This is a genomic window from Streptomyces sp. NPDC048671, assembly GCF_055587045.1.
The window spans coordinates 444,490-469,874 of sequence record NZ_JBVJHB010000002.1 but is presented as its reverse complement, the minus strand read 5'-3'; the positions used below and the strand labels follow the sequence as shown (position 1 = coordinate 469,874).

Genomic DNA, 25,385 nt, shown 5'->3' with positions numbered 1-25,385 from the left:
CACCCGCAGCAGCGCGAACCGGCCGACCCCGGCGAGCGCCGACGCCGACAGGTACACGCTCTGCTCGACCAGCGCCGACGGCTCGGACCGGAACGCGTACAGGCAGAGCAGCGCCCCGGTCGTGAAGGCGTAACTCACGGCGACGGTCAGCCCGGACTGAAGGTGGATGCCCCATCCCCGGCGCCCGCTCCGGAACGAGATCCGGCTGTGCAGCTCGGTCGCTATCACCGTGGACACGACCGTCACCAGGGCGTTCGCCACAGCCAGCGGCATCCGGTCATGGAGCAGAACCAGCACCCCGCTGGAGGCGACCCCGACCCCACCGCCGCAGACCACGAAGCGCACGAAGGCCGCGACAAGCGCGTGAGGCGTGCGCGTCGGCTGAGGGGTTGGGGCGGTCACGAGATGCCTCCGGAGGCTGTGTGGGGCGGTAATAGGATTTCACCCCAGAACCTACGGACCCGGCGTCCTCCCCACGACTCGGTTTCTCCCCGACTTTCCTGGGGGTTGTCCCTCAGGGGGGCCTGGGGGACAACCCATCTCCTGGAGCAGTGCGATCGCAGGGCAGTCGGGGGTCGGCACCGGCTCGGACGACGGTGTTTCGTCCTCATGCCGCACCGGCCTCGACCAGGAACGGGCTCGGCACCCCCGTCCAGGACACGTACAGGCCATCCCGGGCCCGGGTGCAGGCGACGAAGAGCAGGCAGCGCTCAGCCATCAAATCAGCCTCGCGCTGGAGCCGGTCCACATCGGCCGGTGTCACGGCCCCCGGGTAAGGCAGCGCCTTGTCGTGCACGCCGATGACGGCCACGCAACGGAACTCGAGGCCCTTGAAGGAGTGCATGGTTCCGATACGCACGGCGGGGGCGTCATCGGAGGCTCCGGATCGCAACCGTGCGGCGGGGATCCCTTCGGCTGTCAGCCGGTCGACCGCCTTGTCGCAGGTCTTGTTGAAGCGGGCGCTGACGCCGATCTCGGCAGGGCTGACGCCGGCGTCGGTCCAGGCGCGGATCTGTGTGACGAGCGCGTCCAGCTCCGCTTCTTCCGAAGCGGCCCCGTGCAGAGCCGGTCCGCTCCCGTGCAGTGCGGAGCGGTATCCGAGCAGCGTCTCGTTGCGGTCGTCGTCCTCCAACTGCGCGAAGGGCCGGCCGACGAGCAGGGCGGTGGACCAGCTGAGGATCTCGTGAGTGCTGCGGTAGTTCTTCCGCATCTTCGTCGAGCGGCCCGTGACCTTGATGCCGAGCGCCTTCAGCGAGACCTTCGAGTCGTAGATCCGCTGGTGCGGGTCGCCTGCGATGAACAGATCGTCGGGGCGCACCGGAGCGGCGGCACGGAGCAGCCGCCACTGTGCCGGGTGGAGATCCTGGGCCTCGTCCACGACGATGTGCCGGTACAGCGGCTGTTGCGCTTCGAGGAGGTCGGCCGCTTCCGCGCACGTGCCCAGGTAGGTGCGGAGTCCGTCGGCGGCGAGCCGATCGGTGAAGAGCTGGACCGTACGCCACACCGCAGGCCGTTGGGCAACGGGGAGCCGGCTGCCCCTCCCGGCCCGGTCGGCGGCTTCGTACTCCTCCTGGCTCCGCAGGTTCTGGGCGAGGACGACGTGCCTGTACTCCTGGGCGAGGAACTGCGGCGTTCCGGTGAAGCCGGTGGAACGCGCTGCCTGTTCCCAGCGGGCGTCCTCCTCGCCGGCCCGCAGCGGGCGGCGTGACGTGGCGACGACCCGGCTGGCCAGCGCGTCGACGGTGGTGATGTCCACCCGGTCGCGCAGGTGCGCGTCCTCGACGAGGGTCGCGAGGCCGACGCGCAGTGCGTCGACGAGAGCGTTCGTGTACGTGGTGAGCAGAATGCGCTCGCCGTCGCGCAGGAACCCCAGGAGGTGTCGTACCCGGTGGAGTGCGACAACGGTCTTGCCGGTGCCTGGCCCGCCGGTCACCTGCGCCGGTCCGGAATAGCTGGCCCGGTAGGCGACCTTGTGCTGGGAAGGGTGGAGGAATACCCGCCAGGCGGCGAAGGGCTTGTCGAGGATGTCGCGGAGCTCTTCGGACGCGGTGATGAGGGCGATGCGGGTTCCGGTGCGGTGGATGGCGGTGGCGAAGTCGTCGGTGTCCACCGGCGTGGTGTCGGCGGGCGCGGTGGAGAGGCTGACGGACACCACGTCCCGCCACACCTCCTCCACGGTGAAGCCCGCGGCGAGATATTCGAGGACCTCACGCTGGTCCTGCGGGAAGTACGGCGCGAAGACCTCCAGCTGCTCGAGGTTGGTGAGGGCGCGGGCCTGCCGCAGGGTGGTCTCGTCGATCCCGAGCGCTGTCAGATCCCCGTCGGACACCTTCGCGAAGAGCCGCTGATCGGGCGCGGGCGCGATGCGTTCGTAGGCGGGGGTGAGCTCGTCGAGCATCGCGATGTCGCGGATCTCGACGGCCCGGGTCACGGTGTTGACGCTGGCCTTCTGCTTGGTGGCCCAGTCGATCGCCTTGTCGTGCGGCATCACACGCAGCAGCACGTAGGTGTCGCCGCTGTCGGGTGCGAGGACCACACCCCGTGTCCCCTGGTCGATCCGGATGGTCCGGATGTGCGGATCACGGGCGCGTTTCAGGCTCTCCAGCTTCAGCCCGGGATCCTTGAACAACTGGTCCAGGGTGAGGCGTTCGAACTTCTCCCACGCGTCGAACACCCCCTGCTTGACGCTGCCCCGGAGCTTGCCGAGCTGGGCGCAGAAACCGACGTCGAACGCGAGGTGGGGCATGAAGCGGACTCTCCGGGAGGCGGACGGAACAGAAGGGGGTGTGACGGGGTCAGGTGGCCGGACCGTCGAGGTCGAGGCCGATCAGCGCCAGTGCTTCGCCGACCTCCTGGGTCATCTCGTCTCCGGGCCCGAAGACCAGACACAGGTCGTCGTGCAACGGCCGGAGTATCCGGTGGGCCTCGACCGCCCGCCCCTGGGCGAGCAGCAGCATGCCGATGTCGCGGCGCAGCTCGACGGCCTCCTCGCTGAGATCGCTGTCGACGTTCCGTACGACGTCGAGGAGGGCACGCAGTGCCGAGAGCGCGTCGGTGACCTGGCCGAGTTCAGCGCGGCATCGCGCGGCCTGGGCGCGGCAGGCGCGGGCCGGCTCGCCGGTCGGGCCGTCGGTGCGCGCGTACGCGTCGGCCAGAGCGTCGAACTCGGGGAGCGCCGCCCGGTAGTCCCCGCCGAGCAGCTGGATCGCGGCCCGACGGGTCCGCAGCTCCAGGACCTTCCGGCTCTCCGAGCCGAGCGCACGGGCGGCGGGTTCGATGATCTCCCCGAGCACCTCCGCGGCCTGGGCGAACCGCTCCTCGTCCAGGAGCGCGTCCGAGTGCGCGTACGCCTCGTCGATCTCCGCACGCAACTGCGCGGGAACGGGAACGGGTGCGGCCTGTACGGCAGCCGGATCGGCGGACGCGGCAGCGGCCCTGCCCGCACCCGCGCGGGCGCGGGGCGCGTACGGATTACGGAAGACCCCGGTCGGGTCCGGCGCCCCCGCCGGTCCGGCCTCGCCCGGTCCGGGCGTCCGGCCGGGCGACGGCAGGAAGGGCCGCAGCCGCTCGTACACATCCTGCACATCGACAGGCCGCGCCTCGGGCGCCTTGAGCAGCAGATGCAGGACGAGGTCCGCCAGCTCCTGCGGAACCTCGGGACGCAGTAGGCGCAGCGGGGTGGGAGCGGCGTTCACGTGCTGGTGCATCACCATGTACTCGCTGTCAGCCGTGAACAGCAGCCGCCCGCTGAGCAGTTCGTGCAGCACACAGCCGAGCGCGTACAGGTCGGTCTGCGGAGTGGTCCGCCCGCCGCGTACCTGCTCGGGCGCCATGTACTGGTACGTGCCGATGGGCGTGCCGGTCGCGGTCAGCTTCGTGGCATCGGTCCGCAGGATCGCCGCGATCCCGAAGTCGAGGACCTTCACCGTCCCGTCGCGGGCGACCAGGATGTTGCTGGGCTTGAGGTCGCGGTGGATGACCGGCACCTCGTGCGCGTACGACAGCACGGTGGCGACCTGCGCCGCCACCGCCACCGCCCAACTGACGGGAAGCAGCCGGTCCGGGTGGACGTACGCGGACAGGGACACCCCGTCCACCAGCTCCATGACCAGGAACAGCCGCTCGTACGTGTCGTCGAGCACCGCGTCGTACACCTGGGGCACACCGGGGTGCTGGATGCGCGCGGTGATGCGGGCCTCGCGGCGGAAACGCTTGGCGAACTCCTCCGCCATCTGCTGCGAGCCGCCGACGGCCTGCTGCCGGATCAGCTTCACGGCGACGGGCCGGTCGAGCACGGCGTCGTAGCCGCGCCACACATCCCCCATGCCACCGTTGGCGAGCGGCTCCAGAAGCTCGTACCGACCTGCGATCGGCTGCTGCTGCGGCACGTTGCCCCCGTGTGTGCGTGTACTGGCCGATGCGTGCGGCTGCACCGGCTTTCGGCAGAGTGGAGGGCAAGTGTCCCTGGTGGGGCGATCCTCAGTCCAGCGGTGGCGGGGCAGGGGCGTCCGGTACGCCGCTTTCCGGTCAGCCGGGGCGGCCGCCGGATCGTCGGTTCACCGGGAGGCGACTCCGGTACTTGAACCTGCAAGGTTCATGCCGTTCCTGTCGGACGTCACCCGTAGTCTGTCGCTGGAAAATGAGGGGGAGACGATGATCGACTACCGCAAGGCAAACGTGCCGGTGTGGACGCTGGCGACCGGTGACGTCCGGGTGCCCGCAGTGGCCGGGGACGAGCCGATGACAGCTGAGCGCCTGGCTGAACTGCGCAGCGTGCTGGCCGGCCTGGCGGACAAGCCGATTGCCACACTTGAGGCACATCCGCTGCCCGGCCGGCTCGACCGCAGCCGAGGCATCCCGCTCGATTCCGTGAGCCCGTTGGCACAGCACCTGTCGCAGCTCATCACGCAGTCAGCGCGGAGTTCCTCTGCTGCGGCCAGGGCGGCCGCTACCGGCGAGGGCCTGTTCCGCATGGTGGTTCCGGCGAAGGTTGCCGCCCAGTTCGGCCAGGGTGTCATCCGGCCGATGGTGGCCAAGGGGGCGACCTGCGCCTTCCGCGGCCCCTTGGTGAATGCGGAAACGGGCCGCGTCGCCGCCGGCGCGGCCTTCGTGCCGGTCGGCACAGCGACAGCAGCGGGCGCAGTCGGTGGAGCCGGTGCCACAGCCGGCGTCGCGGCCACCGGCAGCGTGGCGTTCACCGTGGCCGCGCCGCTCGTGCTCATGGCCGTAGCGGTGGGGATGAGCGCGTATGCCGACCAGAAGCGCCAGCAGGCTATCGAGCACATCACGGAACTGCTGGAGCAGCTGCACGAGCAGAAGCTCGACGACGAGCACAGCGAACTCGACGGCTGCCGCGATGCCATCGACAAGGCCACAGCCATTCTGCTCGACCAGGGCAAGCTTGGCGCCTCGCTGGGACTGGACTCGGCAGTCCACGCCATCAACACGGCACTGGGCGCCGCTGACCGCCGCCTGGCCAGGTGGCAGAGCGCACTCGGCAAGCTGCCCGAGGGACAGGCCGTCGAGATCAGCACGCTGACCAAGTCATTTCCCGGCGTCGACGACCATGGAGGCAGGTTCCGTACCCACCTCGAAATGGCTGCCCTGGCCATTGCGTTGAAGCAGCGGGTCATCGTCCTCCAGGCCGTCGAGCATGCCCAGAGCGACCCTGACAACTTGTTCGTGAACTTCGCGCGGGCACTCAAGGCCGACCATCAGCGTCTCAGCACACTGGAAACGAGCATCGCCGGTGTCCTGGAACGCCTGTCGCAGCTGGAGCTGGCACGCCCCAGCGGCTTGCGGCCCGTTTTCACGACCGGTGAAGTCGAGCGCCTGATGCGCTCGGCAAACCTGATTCACAAGCTCGGCGACGGCGGCATGGTCAACGGCCGCACGACGGACGTGGCGATTGAGATCGCCCGCGACAAGGACGGCTCGGTGGTCGTGTTCCCTGCGGTGCCCGTGTCGGTGTAGGGGACGCGGGTTCTGACGCCTACCTCAGGTCCAGAACGGCCCACACCGTCTTGCCCGGCCCGTCCGAGCACGGGTACCAGCCCCAGCGGTTCGCGAGCGCGGCCACGAGGAGCAGGCCGCGACCGCCCTCGCCGTCTCCGTCCGGGACGTCCGACGGCTGGGTGAGTGCCGGGATGCGTTCCCCGCGGGTGTCGGTGACCTCGATGCGCAGGGCGGCGCCCTCGGCGGACAGGCGCAGGCGGAAGTCGCGGCCGGGGACGAGCCCGTGGCGTACGGCGTTGGCGCACAGCTCGGCGACGATCAGCGTCAGCGCGTCGTGCGCGTCGCTGCCGTACGGGATGCCCCAGGCGTCGAACCTCTCGCCGGCCAGGCGCCGGGCGAGACGGGCGCCGCGGGGCGTGGAGCTGAAGCGCATCGAGAAGTGGTGCCAGGGGAAGCGGGGTTGGGGGGTGGGAAGCGGGCGCAGGGGGAGTGGGGAATCGCTGTTCATGACTCCACGGTGTCGCTACGTGGCGTAGCGTGACCAGAGGTGACGCGCCGTCGCGGACTGCTTGTACGCGGAGGCGGTCTGCGTGTACGTACGTCGGTGCGTGGGACAGGCGGTGTGGCGATGACGGTGGTACGGGGCGACGCGGACATGGACGCGGAGTCGGGTTCGGGCGCGGAGACCGGGGAACGGCCGGAGGGCGAGCCGGGATCCGGGGTGATGATGGCGTTCGGGCGTCAGCTGAAGCTGTTACGCCTCCGAGCGGGGCTGGACCGGGCGGAGTTCGGCAAGCTGGTGGGCTACGCGGCCCCGTCCATCGCGTCGTTCGAGCAGGGGCGGCGGATCCCGCAGCCCGCGTTCATCGACAAGGCGGACGCGGTGCTGGACGCCGGGGGCTTGCTGATGGCGTTGAAGGAGGAGCTTGCGCGGGCGCAGTATCCGCCGTTCTTCCGGGATATGGCGCGGTTGGAGGCGAAGGCCGTCGGACTTTGCGTGTACGGCTTGTACGCGATTCCGGGCCTGTTGCAGACAGCGGACTACGCCCGAGCCGGCTTTGAGTTGGAGCGGCCGTTGCTCGACGAAGCGGACATTGAGCAAGGCGTTTCGGCCCGTCTGGCCAGGCAGGAGATCTACGATCGGCGCCCCGCTCCGTTGTTGAGCTTCATCATCGATGAGTCTGTGCTCCGCCGGCCGATCGGTGGCTGGCCGACGCTTTACGGCCAGCTGGAGCAGATGCTTCACATCGGCAGGAAGCGGAATGTTGAGATTCAGGTGATGCCCCTGAACCGGGAGGATCATGCCGCGCTCGGAGGGCCGTTCACGCTTATCGACAATGCGCAGGGACAGCGCCTCGCTTACGCTGAGGTGCAGGGGGACAGCCGTCTGTACACCGGCCGGGCCATGGTCCGCGAGCTCGAAGCCCGCTATGGCATCATCCGGTCCCAGGCGCTCACTCCACGTGAGTCCTTGGAGTTCATTGAAAAGCTTCTGGGAGAGAAATGACCGTTCAACTCACCGGGCCGATCACAACCGAGTTGGCGTGGTTCAAGAGCAGTTACAGTACAGGGAACGGCGGCGAGTGCGTCGAGGTCGCCTGGCGCAAGAGCAGCTATAGCGGTGCGGAGGGCGGCGATTGTGTGGAAGTTGCCGCCGCAGCCACCCACGTACACATCCGCGACTCGAAGCACCTCAGCGGCCCGATGCTGACGGTCGCTCCAGACGCATGGGCCGGATTCATCGGCCTCGTCGCCGGCTGACGCATACAACGCCGGGAGGGCCCCGCCGAGCGCCGCTCAGGCGCAACGGCGGGGTCCTCCCGTGTGCGGCGGGACTACTCGTCCACGTTCTCCTCGCGGCGGATCATCCGCCACGCCGCCCGGCGCGCGCTGCGGTCGAGGCTGGACTTGAACGCCTTGTCGGGCCCGAAGTACTGCCGTCCCATGCCGGCGATCGTGTCGATGTGGTCGGCCATCTTGTCGGCGAAGACGCGGTCGAAGACCTTGCCGAAGTTCTCCACGTCGTCGTTGGCGACGGCAGCCAGCCGTACCTTCTGGTCGGCCTTGGCCTCGTTGAAGGGCTGGATAACGTCCTGCTCGGTGAAGTCGGTGCCGAACTTGGCGTTGAACTTCTCGATCAGTTCCGACAGCAGTGACTTCTCGGCCTCCGCGGCGCCGCCCGCGCCCTCTCCGAAGCCCTTGAGCTCTGCCGGGCCTTCGGAGGTGAGGGACTTGTCGTGCTCGCCGGTCTTCTCCACCCGCAAGTGGCTGAGGTCGATCTCGCCTATGTCGACGCCACCGTCGGCGCGGCGGGGGAGTCGGTTGAGGAGGTAACGGCCGTAGAGGTGCAGCCGCTCAAGCTCGGCATCGCGATAGGGCACGATCTGCGCGAGGAACCCGTACTTGCGCACGTAGTCGTTGAGATCGGCGCGGAAGTCCTCGGCGGTCTCCACATCGTCGTCCTCCTCGCTCTCAAGGAGCGGAGTGAACCGTGCGACGGCGGGGGACAGCAATCGGTACAACTCGGCGTGCAGCTTCTCCCACTTGGCCTGTGAACCGGCAGCCTTCTCCTTCGCCGCGAAGTACGCGGCAGCGAACTCGTCCATCTCCGGCTCGGAGAGGATCGGCGCCGACATGACACGGCTCTGCGCGGTGTAGAGCAGGTTCGGGTCCGAGGGGAGGGTCGTCGCCTCCTCGAAGTACGGGCGGAAGGCGTCCTGGATGTCCTGGGCGTCGTTGGCGAAGTCCAGGACCGCGAGGTCGGCCTGCGACTTGCGGTCAGCGGTGCGGTTGAGGCGGGAGAGCGTCTGCACGGCGGAGATACCGGTCAGCTTCTTGTTGACGTACATGGTCGTCAGGAGCGGCTGATCGAAGCCGGTCTGGTACTTCTCCGCGACCACCAGGATCTTGTACTCCTGCTGCCCGCGCCCACCGGCCGCCACGGCCTTGTCGTCGGCACGGGTGTACGCGAACGCCTTCGGGAGCGCGCTCTCGGCGATCCCGCCGTTCTCCTTCGACTCGGTCGTCTCCTCGTCGTCGATGCTCAGCGAGCCGGAGAACGCGACCAGGACCCCCAGGTCCGGGTACTTGGTGTCGTACTGCCGCTCCTCGATGTAGCGCTTGATCGCCCGTGCCATTTTCGCGGCGGACTCTCGTGAAGCCGTCACCACCATGGACTTGCCGCGCCCGCCGAGCCGGCCGCGGGAGTGCGCGAGGAAGTGTTCGACGATCACCGTGGCGTGCTGCGAGACGGTGTGCTCATGGGTCAGCGCGTACCGGGCGAGAAGGCTGTTGGCCTTGGACGGGTCGACCTCGGTCTCGTCCGCGTTGTGGTTCACCAGCTTCCAGTACGTGTTGTACGTGACGTAGTTGCGCAGCGGGTCGAGGATGAAGCCTTCCTCGATCGCCTGGCGCATGGAGTACGTGTGGAAGGGGCGGTAGACGGCCTTGCCGTCCACGGTGTGGTCCGTGCCGAAGAGTTCGAGGGTCTTGGCTTTCGGGGTGGCGGTGAAGGCGAAGTAGGAGAGGTTCGCGGCCTGCGAGCGTTCAGTGGCCTTCTTCCTCAGCTTCTCGTCGACGGTGACGGCGGTCGCACCCTGATCCGCCGAGTCGGAGTCCAGACCGAGGTCACGCAACACGGCCCGTACGTCCGTGGCAGCGCCACCGGACTGCGAGGAGTGCGCCTCGTCCACGATGATCGCGAACTTGGTGCCCTTGATCTCGGTCGGGTTGCGCACGATGTAGTCGATGAGCGCCGGGAACGAGTGCAGGGTGACCGTGACGATCTTGCCGGTGTCGCGTGACAGTGCGCGGGCCAGCTGCTCGCTCTTCGCCCCGTGCTTCTCGTCGATCTTCACGACCAGGCCCTCGGTCTGCGAGAAGCTGCCGACGGTTTCCCGGAGCTGGGCGTCCAGGTTGCGACGGTCGGTGATGACGATGACCTTGTCGAAGACGGGCGCGCCCGGCTTGAGCCGGCCATTCTCGATCGCCTGCGGGGCGAGTACGCGGGGGTCGGTGTCCGCGTGCAGATCGCTCAGCCGGTGCGCGAGCCAGCCGATGGTGTTGGACTTGCCGGAGCCGGCGGAGGCCATGACGAGGTAGTTCTGCCCGACGCCGTGGGTCGCCGCGTGCGCGGTCAGCCGCTTCACGACGTCCCATTGGTGGAAGCGCGGGAAGATCGTCGACTTGGTGGTGCCGCCGCCCGGCGTCTTGGTCTTCTGCTGATGTACGTAGCGCTGGAGCAGATCGAGCCAGTTGTCCCGTGCCCAGACCTGCTCCCACAGGTAGGAGGTGGCGTACGCGCCGTACGCGGTCGGGGCCGGGTTTCCGGCACCGCCCGGCAGGCCGGCGCCGTTGGAGCCGGTGTTGAAGGGGAGGAAGCGGGTGCTCTGGCCTCGAAGCCGCGTCGCTACGAAGACGAGATCGGGGTCCACAGCGAAGTTTCCGATGACGCGGCGAGTGAAGATCAGCTCGGTCGGGTCGCGGTCGTTGCGGTACTGCTCCTTGGCCTCTTCGACGCCCTGTCGGGTGAGCGGGTTCTTCAACTCGGCGGTGGCGACGGGGATTCCGTTGAGGAACAGGGCCAGGTCGAGCCGGTTGCCCCAGTCGGCCTGCTTGGTGGCGTAGGCGAGTTCGCGTACGACGGTGAGGCGGTTGGCGCGGTAGCCATTGAGGACGGAGTCGTCGGCGACGAGGTTTGGCCTGAAGTAGGCGACGCGGAGACGGACGCCTCGGTCCTTGACACCGTTGCGGAGGACGTTGAGGAGACCGTCCTCGGTGATGGCCTTGTCCAGGCGCCGGGCGAAGCCGTGCTGGGCGTCGTTGACGTTGTTGCCGTAGACGGCGAGCAATTCGTTCCACTCGCTGATCTGCGTCTCGCCGAGGAAGGTGAACAGTTCGTTGGTGTCCAGCCCGAGGTCGGACTGGTAGTCCTCGGGCCGCGCCTCGCGCCAGCCACGCTCGGTCATCGAGGCGACGATGGCGTCCCCGAAGGCGGACTCACTGTGGGCGGGGCTCACGTGTGGACTCCATCCGATACGTTGCGACCGCTGGCGGTTGAGACGTCGAACTGGCCGGTTACGGCAGCGGTGATGAGGGCTTGGCGGCGTTCGTTCGCAACGCGCTGGAACCTGGAGATGGCAGCTTCCGCTTTCTGTACCTGCGAAAGACCAGAATCAAGGATTCGCACCGCTGAATCCTGCTTGGTACGAGGCGGCAGATAGATCGGGAAAGATTTCAGCGTATCATTATTGATGATGCGAATCCGTGAGTACTGAGCCCATTCTCTCAGCTCTTTCTCGGCAGCCCGAAGCTGCCATGCGATGAATCTTCCGTTCACGCCCGACGAAGGGGACAGGGAAGTGAGCTGCTGATTTCCGGTTGCCGCGTGAGGTAGATAGCCGACTTTGCCGAGGGACTCACCGATGCCCGTCACGATCACGCTTCCGGAAGGGAATATCGGAATTCCACTGCCGCCTCGTGTGACTTTCTCTGCCTTGGCGATCGACATCCATTCGTCGATGGCGGCAGGTGTGTACCAAGGGAGATCATCGTGTGCCACGTCATCCACCGAGGCGCGCAGATCGGCAGGTGTGATCCCGGTCTGCACGGCCGAGGTCGCGCGTCGCAATTGGACCACGTGTTCCTTGAGGCCGTGCGCACTGTTCACCATGGTGCGTCCGGACAGGTGTGCAGATTCAGTGATGAGACTCTCGCGAATCAATGTCAGCTGCTCGCTCCGCAGAACCGAGAGCCTGTCGATGCGGGCGGTCTCGGCGTCGAGGAAGTCGGCGATGCGCTGCTGCTCGCTGTGAGTCGGCGCGCGCATGGGGATGTTGGCGTAACGTTCGGCGTTGAAATTCTGAATCGTTGATGACACCGCTTCAGAATGCACGATGCCCTGAAATGTTTTGGATTGTGTTGCGTAGTGCAGGAAGCGCGGATCCACGCGGTCGGTCGGCCGAAATCGAATAAGGAACCCAGCGAATGTTTGGCCGTCTGATTTTTCTGAGACCAGGAATGAGCGTCCCAGTGTTCCGCTGCGTGACAAGAGGATGTCGCCCTGGCGCAATTGGTGACGAGGCTCAAGTGATCCGTCGATGTAGACTCCGGCACCTGCCGCTTTGAGTGAACCGTCCGCAGCGATATCAGAAGTTCGAATGAGCCTCGTCCCCGAAGTGGTGTACATGTCGGCGGAGACGTTCAAGCCATACTGGCCAGAATCCCTGCACAGGTGTTTCATGCGAGTTTCTCGCCAACTCATTCGGTAACCTCCGCCAGTAGCGCCTGAATCTGTACCTCAAGCGCCTTCAACTCCGCATCGATCTCCGCCAACGGCCGCGGCGGCTGGTACACATAGAAGTGCCGCGTGAACGGAATCTCGTACCCCACCTTCGTTTTCGCGTGGTCGATCCATGCGTCCGGCACGTGCGTGTGCACCTCGCGCGTCAGGTACTCCTCCACGTCCTCGCCCAGCGGCACGTTCTCGAAGTCGCGCAGTTCGCTGTCCGGCTCCGACTTGCCCTTGACGGTCTGGACCTCCCCCTCCGGGTCTCGCACCCCCACCGCATCCCGCAACGCCTTCGTGAAGGGCGCCGCCGTCGGCCCCGGCACACCGGCCTTCGCCATCGCGTCGCGCACGGCCACCTGAGCCTCGGACCTGGTCGCCCACTCCGATCCCAGCAGCGGACTCAACGCATCCCCGAGAACCTGAGCCTCGGCCTCTGCCAGCTTCCGGAACTGCGTCTCCTCGTCCTCCGTCAGCCTGCGCCGGGCCTTCGCCTTCGTCGCCAGCTCCGGCTCACGCGACAGGAAGCGCTCCTCCGCCCACTTCTGTACCGGCTTGGACGCGAGCAGCGCCGCCAGCGTCTCGTCCGTCAGCTCGAACCGCAGCTTCAACGGCCGCTCCACCGTGATGCGCTGGTAGCCGAACGCCGTGTTGTCGAGGACCTTCACCTTGCCGTGCAGCGGGTGTTCCGCATCCGCCGCAGCCTCCACCGCGTCCCCGTACAAGCGGGTGATGTCGGCGATGTGGGTTGGCTTGCTTCCCGACCCGTCGCCCAGCTCCTTGCGCTTGTCTCCCAGCGACTTGCGCATCTTCACCCACTGGTCGCGCGCGTCCAGCAGCACAACGTTGCCCTTGTGCCGGGCGTCCTTGCGGTTCGTCAGGACCCAGAAGTACGTGGAGATCCCGGTGTTGTAGAAGAGCTGGTCCGGCAGCGCGACGATTGCCTCCAGCCAGTCGTTCTCCAGGATCCAGCGACGGATCTCCGACTCACCCGAGCCGGCCCCGCCGGAGAAGAGCGGGGAGCCGTTGAAGACGATGGCGATGCGCGAGCCGCCGCCGCCCTTCGCGTCCACCGGCTTCATCTTCGAGATCATGTGCTGGAGGAAGAGCAGCGAGCCGTCGTTGATGCGGGGGAGGCCCGCGCCGAAGCGGCCGGAGTCGCCGAGGTTCTTGTACTCGTACTCGACGTCCTCCTTGATCTTCTTCCACTCCACGCCGAACGGCGGGTTGGCCAGCAGGTAGTCGAACTTCTCCCGTGCGTGGCCGTCGTCCGAGAAGGAGTTGCCGAAGGCGATGTTCTCCGGGTCCTGCTCCTTGATCATCAGGTCGGACCGGCAGATCGCCCAGGATTCCGGGTTGAGCTCCTGCCCGTACACCTCCACCGTGGCATCCGGGTTCAGCGCCTTGATGTGCTCCTCGGCCGCGCTGAGCATGCCGCCCGTCCCGCAGGCCGGGTCCATGACCGTGCGTACGACACCCGGCAGGCTGAGCGCGTCGCTGTCCGGGGCGATCAGCAGGTTCACCATCAGTTTGATGACCTCGCGCGGGGTGAAGTGCTCGCCCGCGGTCTCGTTCGACTGCTCGGCGAAGCGGCGGATCAGCTCCTCGAAGATGTAGCCCATGTTGTGGTTGGGCACGGCCTCGGGGCGCAGGTCCAGGTCCGTGAACTTGCCGATGACCTGGTACAGCAGGTTCGCACTGTCGAGCCGCTTGATCTGCTGCGCGAACTCGTACTTGTCCAGGACCTCGCGGGCGTTCTCCGAGAAGGAACCTACGTACGCCTGAAGGTTCGCGGCCGCGTTCTGCGGGTCGGCGGCGATCATCTTCAGGGTCAGCGGGCTCTTGTTGTAGAACGAGTGCCCCGAAGCACGGCGCAGGAAGTGGTCCGTGTCGATGTCCTGGCCCTCGAAGCGGGTAGCCGTCTCGGCGACCTTGTCGCGCGTCGGCTCCAGGACGCATTCCAGGCGGCGCAGCACGGTGAACGGCAGGATGACCTTGCCGTAGTCCGACTGCTTGTAATCGCCGCGCAGGAGTTCGGCGACGGACCAGGCATTGTTCGCCAGTTCCGTGTGCTTACTGCTGTTCAACGCGTTCCCTTCGATGGACCCGGCCCGGTCGGGACGGTTGCGTTTCAGTGTGGTGGATGTGTGAAGACGGCGTTGCCGTTCAGGCCAACGGGCTCTCCGGCGGCGGCAGCAGCGCTCCGGCCGTCAGGCCGGTGAGGAGCACCTGGGCCGTCTCCTCGGCGAGCTCGGCCGTCCGGCGGGCGGCGGTGCGTAGTTCGTGTGTGCGGCGGAACGCTGCCCCGTACCGTCGTTGCTCCTCCAGCGGGAGCAGCGGTACGCGCAGTCTGCCCGGCGAGACGTGCAGGATGGTGCTGCCCGTGGAGGCGCCCGCGATGTTGCCTTCGGCGCCGAGGAACCCCGCGAGGAACCAGGGGTCGAGCCGGGCCGGGTCCGGTCGCAGCAGGTGGATGTGGTGGCCGAGGAGAGCCTCGGCGTCCGCCTCGGTCGCGACGCGGGCCATGATGCCGTTGCCGCCGGCCACGCCGCGTACCAGCACATCGCCCACCGCGACCGTGTGCGCCGCATCGCTGCGTAGGTCCTCCGACGTACCAGACGGGCCCCCGCCGCTGCTGATGTCGGACGCGGTGAGAACCGGGCGCTCCCCGCCATTCCCGGCAGCGGCCTCAGTGCGGCTGCCGGGGACCGCCGCCCGCAGCAACGAGAGCGCACCTCCTCGGGCGAGGTCGGAGACCGTCGCCGTACGCCAGGCGCGCGACGACTCAGCCACCGCGCCCCACGGGCCGAAGCCCGCCGCGCTCTCCAGCGGGGCGAGGGACGCGACGAGCAGCGCCCGCCGTTCCTCCGCGTGCCCCGCGACCTCCGCCGGATCGATGTCCCCGGGTGCGGCACGCACCTGCCTGGCCGGTGTGAGGTCGACGAGGTCGTCGACCAGGTCGATCGTCGGGACCGCGCGTGCCGCGCCGGGGGTGTCGGTGAACGACTCCGGATTCTCCCTGTACGCGGCCCAATGGGTCAGGACCTCGGCCGACAGCACGTCCCAGTCCACGCCACCGCGACGGGTCCGGGGTCGGGAGCGCGTGTCCTGCGCCGAGCCCGATCCCGAGCCCGCAGAGCCGTCGCGCTGGTCTCCGCTCACATCCACGAACAGCACCGACGCACCGCCCGTCGCCCCCGGCTCCGGACGCTGGAGGACCCACAGGTGCAGGCCGATGTGCAGCGGGGCAGAAGCGCCGACGGGCAGGCCGACGACGGCGCGCAGCGCGCCGCTGCGTACGAGTTCGGCGCGGACGCGGCGGCCCGAAGCGCGGGTGGCGGTGGCCGGCGGGAGGAGCAGTACGGCGTGGCCGCCGGGTTCCAGGTGGGCGAGGGCGTGCTGCGTCCAGGCCAGCTCCGACTCGATCCGCGGCGGTACGCCGTACGCCCACCGCTGGTCGTACGCGAGCTCGTCGTGGCCCCAGTCGCGGTCGCCGTACGGCGGGTTGCAGAGCACGCCGCCCACCCTCAGCTCGGGGAAGGCGTCGGCGCGCAGGGTGTCGCCCGCGCGCACGGTGACCTGGGCGTCGGGGGCTGACAGGAGCAGACGTACCGCGCTGCGCTGAGCCTGTACGGGCAGGGAGTCCTGGCCGTACAACTCCGTCGCGCCCCGGCGGGCCGCCGCCGCGAGCAGGCTGCCGCTGCCGCACGCCGGATCGAGGATGCGGGTCGTGCCATCCGGCAGGAGGTGTGCCATGAGGTCCGCGAGGCCCTGGGGCGTCTGGTACGTACCGCTGGAGGCCGTGTCGTCCAGTTCGCGTTCGGCGAGGACATTGAGCGCGCTCTGCGCGCCCTCACTGCGTACGCACCGCATCAGCGCTCGGAGCGCCGCCACATCGTCCTGACGGAAGCGGACCGCCTCGGTCTCCGGGACCGAGCCGGCCAGCTCGGCCGCAGCCTTGTCGGCCTGGGCGAGGACGTCGGAGTCGGGCAGGGCGTCGAGGGCGGTGAGCTCGTCCGCGCTGCGGCGTGAAGCCGCCAGGACGAGAGGGAACAGGCGGCCCGCGACGCCGGAACCCGAGCCGTGGAGCCGCAGCACGGTGCGCAGCTCCTCCGACGGGGTGGCGGCGGACGACTGGCCGCGCGCCTCCAGCCATCCCCGTACCGCTTCCAGGTCGTAGAGCGGGCTGCTGTCCGTGCCGCCCGACGGGTCAGGGAAGTCGTCGTGCCGGCGGCGCCAGTTGCTGACGGTGGCACGCGTGACACCCGCGATCCGGGAGATCTCGGCAGCGGTCACCTGAGCTGATGGCTGGGGCATGGGGTTCCTGGCCTCTCGGAAGTGAACAGTAAACACAATACAGCGCTCGTCAAATCACTCAAGGGGTTTGACAGTGCTTTCACGGTGATGCTTATCTGGTGGAGCTTCCGGTTGGGAGCGCACTCCTCACGGCGTGAGTCGTCGGTGTGCCTGTTGCCCCTGCCTGCGACGCGGTGCCGAACCGTGCGCCGCTCCTCTGATCCCCGAGGGAGACACCCCCATGCAGATCACCCTGCCGACCACGGTCGTCGAAGGAATCCAGCTCACCGTCATGCCGTTCCGGGCCGACGCCGTGATCGGGACCATGTCCGTGGCGACCCTCGTGCAACTCGTGCCCTCGCCACGCCGCGAGGAGGACGCGAAGACGCTCAAGGCCGCGTCCGGAGCGGTGCGGCGCCACGCCGAGCTGCGGGCCCTGGGGCCTGTATTGGGTTGTCCCGCGGCGTCACGGGGCTGGCACGCCCCGTGACCGAAACGGGACGCCGGATCCGCGGCCGGTAACCGGGAACCGGGCGCCCGGTGACGGCGCCGGCCGTCACCACTCTCCGTACCAACTCAGCACGCACGACGCCTACTTGGAGCACACCATGAACTCTCCTCAGTACCAGGGCCCCGGACCGTACGACACGCCCCAGCACGCCGTTCCGGTCCCGCCCGTACCGTCGCCGCGCAAGCCCTCGCGCGCCAAGGCGTGGGTCACGCACGGCGCGGTCGCATGCGTTGCCCTCCTCATCGGCGCGGGCATCGGCTCCAGCGGAGAGGCCGACGCCGACAGCAAGACCGGCACCTCTGCGAAGCCTGGCCCGACGGTGACCACGACAGCGACAGCGACCGAGACCGCCAAGGCTGCTCCCGCGCCGACCGTGACCAAGACAGTGAAGGCCGAGCCCAAGAAGACGAAGGAGGCCGGTCCGGCCGGCACGTTCAGCGGGGACGGGGAGTACCTGGTCGGGGAGGACGTCGCGGCAGGGACGTACAAGACCGCGGGCGGTGACGGGTCGTTCGGTTGCTACTGGGCCCGGCTGAAGGACGCCAGCGGCGAGTTCGACGCGATCATCGCCAACAACAACCTCGACGGTCCGGGCCGGGTGACGCTCAACAAGGGGGAGTACTTCCAGACCAAGCGCTGCCAGGAGTGGAAGAAGGTGGGCTGACCGGGGCGGCGCACCAGCTCCGTTGCCCCCCACACACACGACAGCCGCCGCTGCGGCGACCAGCGGAACAACAACGAATCGACCAGGGGTGAGCTCGCATGGGTGCGGGGGATGAGCCTGAACTGGTGGTGTACCACCGCCATCTGACACAACTGCTCGCCTGTGGCGACGAGGAGGCTTTCGAGGCCCTCATGGTTCAGGCCCGCCACGTCATCACGCGGTCGTACGAGACCAGTCTCTACGACCACCAGCAGACCTTCCGGCTCCTCTGGCATCACCTGGACCAGGTCGGCCACCTGCACCGTGTCAATGAAGCGGCACCGGGCCGCCTCGCTTCGGGACGTGTGAGCTCCGAGGAGACAACAGAACTCGAACTCTTCCTCACGCTCTACGCCCGGATCGGGGCGGCCGACACGGCCGGCTGACCAAGCATCCACTGCCCCGAAAGGGCACGGGGCCGCTTGTCATCGGCCAACCGGATCCGGGCCGTGCATGCCATGTGCTAGGCATGACAGCATGCAATTCTCCGTCCCCCTACCCCATGTGGACCTCACCGACGTGCAGTGGCGTCTCCTCGCACAGCTGGCCACTGCTCCCCTGCGCGACCCGGGTATCAGCACGGGCGATGCGGAGGCCGCCGCCGCACGAGGGGCCGATTCGGAGCAGATCCTCGATGACGTGCCGCTTCTGAGCTGGCTGAAGCTGATTGAGCGGCGGGACGACCAGCTGGTGGTCACCGCCCTGGGAGCAGCTGTGCACTACCGGCGCTTGTACGAGTCGTCGGAGCTGCGACTGAGTGAGGTCGCCCGGCTCGCTGAAGCGCACGAGACGATGGCGCCGCAACTCACGCTGGCAGTCCGGCGGCTCGCTCAGGGGGCCGTCACTTTCGAAGAGGCACTGAGCGGCGCTGCGCGGCGATCGGCCTGAGTCGCCGACGTCATGCGACATCGTCCGCCGGAAACAGTCCGTCCGTCGGACGGTGCCGCGGCTTGCGGCCGGTTTCCGAAGCGAGCAGGACTCCGGCCTCAGCGAGCTCGGCGTGCGTGGCCACGGGGCCGGCGAGGATGTCTGTCAGAAGGTCGGCCTGTGCCGGACAGAGGTCGGTGATGCGGCGGAGCACGGAGAGGAGTTCGATCAGCTCTTTGGTCCACTCCGGTGGCCAGCTGTCCACATGGATGTCGTCCAGAGGGCTCGTCCGCTTGCTGGTGGGCTTCGCCTTCCGGTAGCCGAACCACTTGTTCACGACTCTCATGCCGCCCACGTGATAAGCCCAGACCGCTTCCGGGACCGGGGCGAAGGTGCCCTCGCCCATGCGAAGGGTCTGCGTATCGGCCTCGTAGCTCATGCGTTCCGGAACGCTGGTGCCGATATGGGTCAGGTAGCGAACCTGACGGTCGTCGCCGGAAGGGAACTCGACCGCGCCGGCGGGGCGGCCGGCGTCGGGGGCGGCGAAGCGCTCGCCGTACGTCGAGGCCCAGAGGAGCTCGCTGCCGAGGGTCGTGGCTCTGCGCCACAGTTCCGGATCGCGGGTCAGCGGTAGACGTACTCCGGGAGTGAGCAGTTCCTCGGCGAAGCGCTCGGTGAACGCGCTGTGACCTGTGACGGCCACGGTGTATGCGGCCAGATCCGCCGCGGCCACCGGTTCCGCGCCGACCGTGCGGGTCAGGTGGGTCAAGAGGCCTTCCGCGACGTTGGGGGAGCCGTCGGGGTGCAGGACCGGTATGGTGCGGCCGCCTCGGCCGTTGAAGTGATCAGTATCCGGAATGAGATGGGTAGCTACCACGGCCGGCCCCGACTCGATCCGGTGCGTCGACTGCTGGTTGAGGAAGAGCTGTTCGGGCTGGAGGGCGGCCCAGAGGTCAGGGCGCGGGTAATCAAGGACGCGGTTGTCCGCGATGAGCCACTGTCTGTCGAAGCTGCGTAGCGCGGTGCGGACCAGCTGTGGTTGCCGGTTGGTCTCGTGTCCGATCGCGCGCGAGGGGTTGGAACGGCCCGGGAGCGGTTCCCTCTTGTCGTTCAACGTACGGTCCCGGGTGGTTTTGAAGAGCTCCGCCTTGCTCGGTGGGTCGGTTTCGCGTACGAGACGTGTCCATCGACGCCGCAGGATTTCAGGCGACGGGCTACTGACCCAGGAACGGTTCGGCTTGACGCCGGGACTGCCCCACAGGAACACGCTGTCCAGCGCCGGGAATTCCTCCCATCCCGACCGGGTGGCAGGGGTAAAGGGCCGCACCCCGTCGGAATGGGTGTCCCTCCACCCCTCGTCATCCAGCTCAACTTCACGTAACTGCCTGAACTTCTCCTCGCGTCTGCCCGACACGGACCGGTAGTGCACCCGCGCCGCGCGCGGCCTGCCGGCTTCCCCCGTCGCCTTGCGGACGAAGACGCAGATGGCCAGCGGCTGAGCAACCCCCGCAAATACGCGCGTGGCCACATCCGCGCGCTGCCCCTCCGGCGAGACGTTGATGATCCAGCCCTCGTCGCACGTCCGACGCAGATACTCCCGCATTCCTCGCCCGCCGGGGCCGGTCGTCCAACCGGACGGGCAGATGAAGCAGACCACTCCGTGCCTGTCGGTGTCGTGGGCGTCGAACACCTTCCAGGCAGCCCAGCGCCAGAAGTAGACGTACATGTTCTTGAGCACGTGCTCGTAACGGCCGTTGCCCGGGAATCGGAAGCCGTCCAGCAGCGGCGCTTCCTGGCCGCCGCTCCGCTTCTCGATCCAGCCGCCACGGTTCTCCGCCTTGTCGTCGTACGGCGGGTTCCCGATGACAACGGTCACGGGCGTGTTCGCCTTGATGTGGTTGGCCCGGCGCCGAGAGGCGGACAGTGCGTCGTGCGTGTACAGGTACTCCTCCTCGACGAAGGGATTGTCGAGGGTGTCCGTGACGAAGAGGTTCAGCCCGCCCTCGGGCACCGGCGTCCGGTGGCGCTTGAGCAGGTCCGAGGTGCGGAGCTCGGCCACGGCGAAGGGGCCCATCTGCACCTCGAAGCCGTACAGGCGTGAGGCGAGCCGGGCTATGGCGTCGGGAGCCATCGCCGGGCCGTAGCGGTCGGCGGCCTGCTCCGCCACCCGCTCGATGATCGTGTGCAGGTACGTGCCCGTCCCCATGGCCGGGTCCACGATGCGTACGTCGTCCTCACCGAAGCCGGCCTGCCGCCCCAGGCGGGTGCGGAGCACGTCCTCGGTGAGCCGGACCATCTCCTCCACGACCTCGTGCGGCGTGTAGTAGGAGCCGCTCTTCTGGCGCAGCGCCGGGTCGTACACGGTCAGGAAGTTTTCGTACAGGTGCAGGTACGCATCCCGGTTGCCGGCCCGGATGGCGGGCCAGTTCACACCCGTGATCGTGCGCTGCAACAGTTCGAGCGTCACCCCGAAGCGGTCGTTGACGTTGTCCGTGAGCAGTTGCAGCGCCCGGCCCATGAGGGCGTGCTCGGCGTCCAGGCTGCGGCCGATGTCATGGAGAGCGGAGTCCTGTTCGAGGAGCCCCTCGGAGCGCGCGAGCAGGAGCGCGAAGGTCACGGCCTGGGCGTAGCCGTCCGCGAAGGTCGCGTCGTCGGCGGAGGGGAACAGCAGCCTGCGCCACTCGTTCTTGAGCCCTGTGAACGGCCTGGCCCGCACGTCGTCGTCCGCAGCGGAGGACTTGCGCTCGCCGGCCAGCTGCTCGATGACAGTCAACCGCAGAAGTCTGCACAACGGGGCGATGTGCTGCACCAGCCGCGACACGTTGGAGATCCCGGGAGGCTTCCAGTTGAGGAACATCTTGAGTAACGCGTCGAAGGCGGCCGGGTCGACCGGGGACAGTGCCGCGCCCGCGCTCTTCAGTGAACCGTTGAACCAGACCGTCTCCCCGAACTGTTTGCCCGTCGCGGTACAGCCGCCACTCGGTTCCGTTGGAGTAGAGCACGTTGGGGAGATTCAACAGCTTCTCCCACTGCTCTCTATTGGTCTTGTTGAACGTGGTCGGGTCCAACGAAAGGCCGTGCCGCTTGAGCTCGATGTAGCCCGTCAGCTCGCCGTCGGCCCGCACGGCGTAGTCGGGCCGGACGCCCAGCTCGGGAAGCGAGTACTCGTCGTGCCAGCTGACTTCGTGCAGCTGATACCGCTCACCCACGGCCTTGAGCAGGGCTTCGAGTGGACCACGGATCGAAGCCTCGGGGCCGCCACCGCCGGACAGTTTGACCTTCGATGCCCGGCCGAAGTCCGACACAGCAGAAACAAGCCAGCCGTACAGCCCCTCTGACATATGCCCCCCACGGGTCGAGTCAGACGCGGTGATCCCCGCTACGCATGGTTCGCTGTCTGCGACGGAGTGTCAACGGGGCGTTCCCGGATCAGTGGGCGCAGATTCTGACGGCCCTCGACGCCACACTGGCGGGGGGTGCACCGGGAGTCGTCTCGCTGGTCTCGTCAGCCCTGTCCATCGTGGCGACGGCGGCCGGCTGACCCTCACTGAGCCGTTACAGCCGCCACTCCTCGGCGAGCAGGCCGAGGAGTTCCGCCTGGCGCTTCTCCAGGTGCTCCGGCGTCCAGGTGTCCTGACCCAGTACCTGTGTGGTCAGGGGGAACGTAATGACGCCCCGCTTGAGGTACCGCTCCTTCTTGGCGGTGAAGTCGAGGTTCTGGACCTGGGAGTTCTTCGCACGGCTGAGCAGCACCAGGTTGGCCAGCCGGTGCGTCCACAGAGCGCGTTCGTTCGCGGTGAAGTCCGCATGCCATTGCGACTGGGGGTCGGGGTTCTGGGGGAGCACATGCTCGACCGTGATGCGCGGAGCGTCGTAGGTCGCCACGATGTCGTCCTCGGACACCAACTCGTCGAGCCGCAGCAGGATGTACCGCCGCGACCTCAACTCGTGATAGACCTCGCCGTCGAGCCGGCGCAGTGTCTCGGCCCGCTCGGTCTCGGTCAGCAGGAAGGCCGGGGCTTCGAGGCCCTGGCCGGCGGTCAGCTCACTCAGCAGCTCGGCGAAGCGGAGCACACGGGGAGTGGTGTAAATACGTCGGACGAACATGCTTGCCGCGAGACGCTCCAGCGACCGGAAGAACGAACCCAGCCACGCCGGATCGTCCCCGTGGTACCGCAGGGCCCAGAGCGCGGCCGGCCACCAGTCGTTGTTGTCCAGCAGAAGGAGTCTGCGGAACCACTGGTTGATCTGCGGTGATCCGTCTCCGGCCGCGTACGCCTTGTCGCGGATCACCGCGGACGCCTCGGCGTACGGAACGAGTACCTGGTCCACGAACTCCTTGGCCCGCCCGCCCTTGTAGTGAACCAGGACCTGGCTCTGGAACTCCTTGAGCAGTTCCTGTCGTGCCCGCTCGCCGGAGAAAATCATGCGGATGTGGGAGAAGAGGTCGGAGAAGTCCTCGCGGCCAAGGCTCTCCTCGGAGTCCTCCCACCGCCTGGCGTACGTCTCCGAGACCTCCTCGTCGATCTCTCCGATGATCTGGGCCTTGAAGATGTCGGCGGGCGACAGGTCAAGGCCCCGGGAGTTCATGACACTGAAAATCCGGTGGGCGCTGTCCAGGTCAGGGGTGCTGACCGCGACAAGGAAGGTCTGGACCCCCATCAGCTTGCACAGCGAGAGACGCTGCTCGTCGCTCCAGGAGGCCAGGGCGGTGTGCAGGGCCAGTGCGTTCGCCTGGACGGCTCTCTGCGCGTCCGTCCTGAGGTTGTGGGGGTTCAGCTTCAGGAGCGTGCCGATGGAACCGGCGGTCTGGACGTGCTGGTGGAAGAAGTCGGCGTCTCGGGGGCGAAGGCTGAGCCGGGGTTTGGCCTTCAGCCCCAGGACCGTGTTCCCGGGCTCGGAGATCATCGCCACGAGATTGGTCACCACGTCGGGCTGCTGCGCCAGATCCCGCAACACGGCCAGCAGGATGGTCAAGGTCGTCAGACGTTGCTGGCCGTCGATGACGTCGGCCCCGGCGGATCGGCTGTCCTTGACGAGCACCAGAGAGCCCAGGAAGTAGGGCTCCCCGTCACCTCTCAGAAGAGCTTCCTCAAGGTCGGCGAGGAGTTGCTGGGCCTGTTCGGGCTGCCATGCGTAGGGGCGCTGATAGTCGGGGATCCGGAAGTCGTAGTCACTGCAGAAGACTTTGTGCAGCGGCACTTCGCGCGCTTCGAGCTGAGCCATGATCCGCATGATTCCTCACCGGATGGCGGCTTCGCAGCGAAGTTGAGGAACAGCGGGGAGTGACGGTAGTGCGGGTTGGGCGGGCTGGGCGGGTGTTCCGGCCGGGAAGGGGGGGGACAGGCTTCCTTGGCGCTTGCGGAGCTCCAGCCCCGCAAGCCCCGCAAGCCCCTCCCGTCCGAGGTCGGGAGGGGCTTGCGGCGGGCCTCCGGCCGGGCAGACGCGCGCTGGGCGCTGTCAGCCGCAGTGTTCCGACTTCTCCTGATCGGTCATCGCCCGGGTGTGCTGCGTCTTGGTGCTCGGCGCGTCCGGCATCGGGCCCGTCGCGTCGAAGGGTGCGTACCAGTAGTAGTGGCCGTAGAAGCGGTCAGGGAAGTGCAGCTCGTACGTTCCGCTGACGTGCTGCATCTGGGCCTCGCGGGTCACCCAGCCGACCTCGCCCGGCCGGACGTTCACGGCCGTCAGCTCCGACTCGGTGTGTGAGCTCTCCCACGTGTGCCCGTAGGTGGCCGTAATGCTCATCTTGAACACGAGTGAGAAGCCGTACTCCGCGGTCAGGGAGACGCCGACGCTGTTGGACTCGCCTGTCGTGTCCGACCAGCCGACGGTGGTGGTCTGGCTGTCCGGGGTGCAGTTGAAGGCGGAGTCGCCTACCTGGTGGGACTCGCCCATCGATATCTCGGCTGCCCCGTCGGGGTGGAAGACACAGCTGTCGGTCCCGTTGTCGCACTTGTCGAGCAGTTCACGGATGGTGGGCTGGTCCTCGGCGAGCGCGGTGCCCGGAGCGCTCAGGACGGCGCTGCCGGCGGTCACGAGCGCCGCCAGAAGCAGGGGAAGCCGGATTTTCACTGTCATGGGTGATCTCCGTGGGGGGTGATCGTGTCTGTGTGGGGGGAGGGAGGGCGTGAGCGCCCGGTGGGGCCGGGGGTCAGCTGAAGCCGATGGACTGGGCGCGGTCGTTCATGAACGACCCGATGGCGGCGCTGTTCTCCTCGAACGGGCCGTCCCGGTCACCGTTCAGTCCCGGCTCGGGGTAGAGCCAGAGTGCGCAGCCGCCCCACGGCTGCAAGGAGGAGATGCGGTTCTTCCAGTCGTCCCCGAGGTCGAACTGGAAGTTGATCCAGCCGTCCTTCACGCACGGCTCGGCGCCCCAGATGGTCAGGGACGCGCCTCCGTACTGCTCGTCCTCGAAGAAGGTCCCCTGGATGACTCCGTCCTGTGCCTGGTCGGCCATTCGGGCGTTGAACGCGTCACTGCGCACCGCTTCGGTCGCGGACAGTGGTGCCCCGGTGATCCGGCCTCCGCTGGCGGCCTCGATGGCCTCCGTGAACGTCCGGTAACAACGCTCGCTGCCGGACGTCGCGTTCACTGTGCAGTGCGGGGCGCCACCGTCACCGGTCGGTGGTCCGGCCGTGTCCCGGACGGCCGCGCCGGCCGACGGGGCGACCGCGGCGGCCGAGAGCAGCAGGGCCGCGGTCAGGATGCCGGAGGTACGTACGGATCTTGCACGCATAGGCAACATCGCTTTCCTGAGGGGCAGTTGG

At 67.9% G+C, this 25,385-nt stretch carries 18 protein-coding genes; 7 read left to right on the top strand and 11 right to left on the bottom strand.

Features of this window, described 5'->3' with window-relative positions; genetic code table 11:
- Positions 1-607: 607 nt before the first annotated feature.
- Positions 608-2,746: a UvrD-helicase domain-containing protein gene (locus ACZ6S6_RS06490; RefSeq protein ID WP_469704184.1), complete on the bottom strand. Its 2,139-nt coding sequence runs from the start codon at positions 2,744-2,746 to the stop codon at positions 608-610.
- Positions 2,747-2,795: 49 nt separating this feature from the next.
- Positions 2,796-4,388, bottom strand: a complete 1,593-nt coding sequence (locus ACZ6S6_RS06485; protein ID WP_469704183.1) for a serine/threonine-protein kinase — start codon at positions 4,386-4,388, stop codon at positions 2,796-2,798.
- A 265-nt stretch (positions 4,389-4,653) separates the two neighbouring features.
- On the opposite strand from ACZ6S6_RS06485, the gene ACZ6S6_RS06480 reads away from it, so the two are divergent.
- Positions 4,654-5,973: a hypothetical protein gene (locus ACZ6S6_RS06480; protein WP_469704251.1), complete on the top strand. Its 1,320-nt coding sequence runs from the start codon at positions 4,654-4,656 to the stop codon at positions 5,971-5,973.
- A gap of 19 nt (positions 5,974-5,992) precedes the next feature.
- On the opposite strand, the gene ACZ6S6_RS06475 is transcribed toward ACZ6S6_RS06480, so the two are convergent.
- Positions 5,993-6,463, bottom strand: a complete 471-nt coding sequence (locus tag ACZ6S6_RS06475) for an ATP-binding protein (protein ID WP_469704182.1) — start codon at positions 6,461-6,463, stop codon at positions 5,993-5,995.
- A 120-nt stretch (positions 6,464-6,583) separates the two neighbouring features.
- On the opposite strand from ACZ6S6_RS06475, the gene ACZ6S6_RS06470 reads away from it, so the two are divergent.
- Positions 6,584-7,462 carry a helix-turn-helix domain-containing protein gene (locus ACZ6S6_RS06470; RefSeq protein ID WP_469704250.1) on the top strand — a complete coding sequence of 293 codons (879 nt, stop codon included), beginning with the start codon at positions 6,584-6,586 and terminating at the stop codon, positions 7,460-7,462.
- Entirely contained in the window at positions 7,459-7,716 is a 258-nt protein-coding gene (locus ACZ6S6_RS06465; protein ID WP_469704181.1) for a DUF397 domain-containing protein, read from the top strand. Before ACZ6S6_RS06470 ends, ACZ6S6_RS06465 begins: the two co-directional genes overlap by 4 nt.
- A 74-nt stretch (positions 7,717-7,790) precedes the next feature.
- Here the strand turns inward: ACZ6S6_RS06465 and ACZ6S6_RS06460 are convergent, their stop codons facing one another.
- From ACZ6S6_RS06460 to ACZ6S6_RS06445, 4 genes are all read right to left on the bottom strand, one after another.
- Complete coding sequence (locus tag ACZ6S6_RS06460) at positions 7,791-10,973, bottom strand: type I restriction endonuclease subunit R (protein WP_469704180.1); 3,183 nt, start codon at positions 10,971-10,973, stop codon at positions 7,791-7,793.
- Positions 10,970-12,196, bottom strand: coding sequence for a restriction endonuclease subunit S (locus ACZ6S6_RS06455; protein WP_469704179.1), 1,227 nt, complete (start codon positions 12,194-12,196; stop codon positions 10,970-10,972). The genes ACZ6S6_RS06460 and ACZ6S6_RS06455 overlap by 4 nt, the downstream gene beginning before the upstream one ends.
- 17 nt (positions 12,197-12,213) lie before the next feature.
- Complete coding sequence (locus ACZ6S6_RS06450; RefSeq protein WP_469704178.1) at positions 12,214-14,328, bottom strand: type I restriction-modification system subunit M; 2,115 nt, start codon at positions 14,326-14,328, stop codon at positions 12,214-12,216.
- 79 nt (positions 14,329-14,407) lie between these two features.
- Complete coding sequence (locus ACZ6S6_RS06445) at positions 14,408-16,558, bottom strand: N-6 DNA methylase (RefSeq protein ID WP_469704177.1); 2,151 nt, start codon at positions 16,556-16,558, stop codon at positions 14,408-14,410.
- Positions 16,559-16,778: 220 nt separating this feature from the next.
- Between ACZ6S6_RS06445 and ACZ6S6_RS06440 the strand changes: the two genes are divergently transcribed.
- From ACZ6S6_RS06440 to ACZ6S6_RS06425, 4 genes are all read left to right on the top strand, one after another.
- Positions 16,779-17,027, top strand: coding sequence for a hypothetical protein (locus ACZ6S6_RS06440; protein ID WP_469704176.1), 249 nt, complete (start codon positions 16,779-16,781; stop codon positions 17,025-17,027).
- Positions 17,028-17,145: 118 nt separating this feature from the next.
- A complete protein-coding gene (locus ACZ6S6_RS06435) occupies positions 17,146-17,712 on the top strand; it encodes a hypothetical protein (protein ID WP_469704175.1) in 567 nt (188 codons plus the stop codon).
- A 98-nt stretch (positions 17,713-17,810) separates the two neighbouring features.
- Positions 17,811-18,137, top strand: coding sequence for a hypothetical protein (locus tag ACZ6S6_RS06430; protein WP_469704174.1), 327 nt, complete (start codon positions 17,811-17,813; stop codon positions 18,135-18,137).
- A 91-nt stretch (positions 18,138-18,228) separates the two neighbouring features.
- Positions 18,229-18,639 carry a hypothetical protein gene (locus ACZ6S6_RS06425; protein ID WP_362954260.1) on the top strand — a complete coding sequence of 137 codons (411 nt, stop codon included), beginning with the start codon at positions 18,229-18,231 and terminating at the stop codon, positions 18,637-18,639.
- Positions 18,640-18,649: 10 nt separating this feature from the next.
- Here ACZ6S6_RS06425 and ACZ6S6_RS06420 read toward each other — a convergent pair whose 3' ends face one another.
- The 4 genes from ACZ6S6_RS06420 to ACZ6S6_RS06405 form a co-directional block, all read right to left on the bottom strand.
- Positions 18,650-21,391, bottom strand: a complete 2,742-nt coding sequence (locus ACZ6S6_RS06420) for a type ISP restriction/modification enzyme (RefSeq protein WP_469704173.1) — start codon at positions 21,389-21,391, stop codon at positions 18,650-18,652.
- A 782-nt stretch (positions 21,392-22,173) separates the two neighbouring features.
- Positions 22,174-23,844 (bottom strand): DUF262 domain-containing protein, encoded by a 1,671-nt coding sequence (locus tag ACZ6S6_RS06415; RefSeq protein WP_362954258.1) that lies wholly within the window; start codon positions 23,842-23,844, stop codon positions 22,174-22,176.
- 234 nt (positions 23,845-24,078) lie between these two features.
- Positions 24,079-24,696: a hypothetical protein gene (locus tag ACZ6S6_RS06410; RefSeq protein WP_469704172.1), complete on the bottom strand. Its 618-nt coding sequence runs from the start codon at positions 24,694-24,696 to the stop codon at positions 24,079-24,081.
- A 73-nt stretch (positions 24,697-24,769) separates the two neighbouring features.
- Complete coding sequence (locus ACZ6S6_RS06405; protein WP_469704171.1) at positions 24,770-25,354, bottom strand: hypothetical protein; 585 nt, start codon at positions 25,352-25,354, stop codon at positions 24,770-24,772.
- Positions 25,355-25,385: the final 31 nt, after the last annotated feature.